This is a genomic window from Protofrankia sp. CiP1_Cm_nod3, from assembly GCF_982290655.1.
Genome location: NZ_CEVIVD010000185.1, coordinates 4,232 through 5,062, shown reverse-complemented (window position 1 = coordinate 5,062; position 831 = coordinate 4,232). Strand labels below are relative to the sequence as shown.

1 protein-coding gene is annotated in these 831 nt (G+C 77.3%); it reads left to right on the top strand.

Annotated elements, in window-relative coordinates; translation table 11 throughout:
- On the top strand, positions 1–799 hold a 799-nt coding region (locus AC5LUJ_RS22025), incomplete at its 5' end, for a phosphatase PAP2 family protein (RefSeq protein ID WP_493465650.1).
- Positions 800–831 lie beyond the last annotated feature (32 nt).

Genomic DNA, 831 nt, shown 5'->3' with positions numbered 1-831 from the left:
CGCGGCCGTCGCGGCTGGCGCGGTCGTCGCGGTCGTCGCGGCCGTGGGATACCGTGCCGCCCGCCGGTCCGGCCGGGTCCGGGGCCGGATCCGTCGGCGTCCGGGGCCGCTGTTCCGGCTCGGCCGGCCTCCGGCCGCCGCCCTTGCGACGCTGGTCACGGCAGGATGGCTGTTCGGCGGGGTCACCTGGGACGTGGTGGCCCGCGAAGGCCTCGCCGCCGACGACGCCCGGCTGCTGCACGGCGTCACCGCCCGGCGCGGCCCCGGGCTGACATCATGGGCCAGGGTGGTCACCGGTCTCGGTAGCGGACCGGTCGTCTACGGCCTGCTGGTCGTGGTGGGCGTGCTGTGGTGGCGACGGACCAGCCGCTGGACGCCGCCCGTCGCCGCCGTCGCCGTGCTCGCGGCCGGTCAGCTGGTACGCCTGATGGTCAACCGGTTGGTCGCCCGCCCGCGGCCGCCGGCGGCGCTGTGGCTGGCCCACCCGCACGGCTACGCCTACCCGTCCGGGCACACCGCCACCGCGACCATCGGCTACGGCCTGGCCGCCGCACTGATCATCAGCCTCCTGCCGGCGGGAAAGGCCATGCTCGCCGCTCCGGTCGCCGCGGCCGTCCTGATCACGACCGGGGTCGGGGTGTCGCGGGTCTACCTCGGGGTGCACTGGCCCACCGACGTCGTCGGCGGCTGGGCGTTCGGTGCGGCCTGGCTCGCGCTGGCGGCCTCGGCCGTCGCCCTTGACCGGCGGCGTCGCAACCGGCGGCAGCCGACGCGTCCACGGCCGGCGCGGGCGCCGTGAAAACCCCCGTCCGCCAGGAAAAGAGCTCGCCC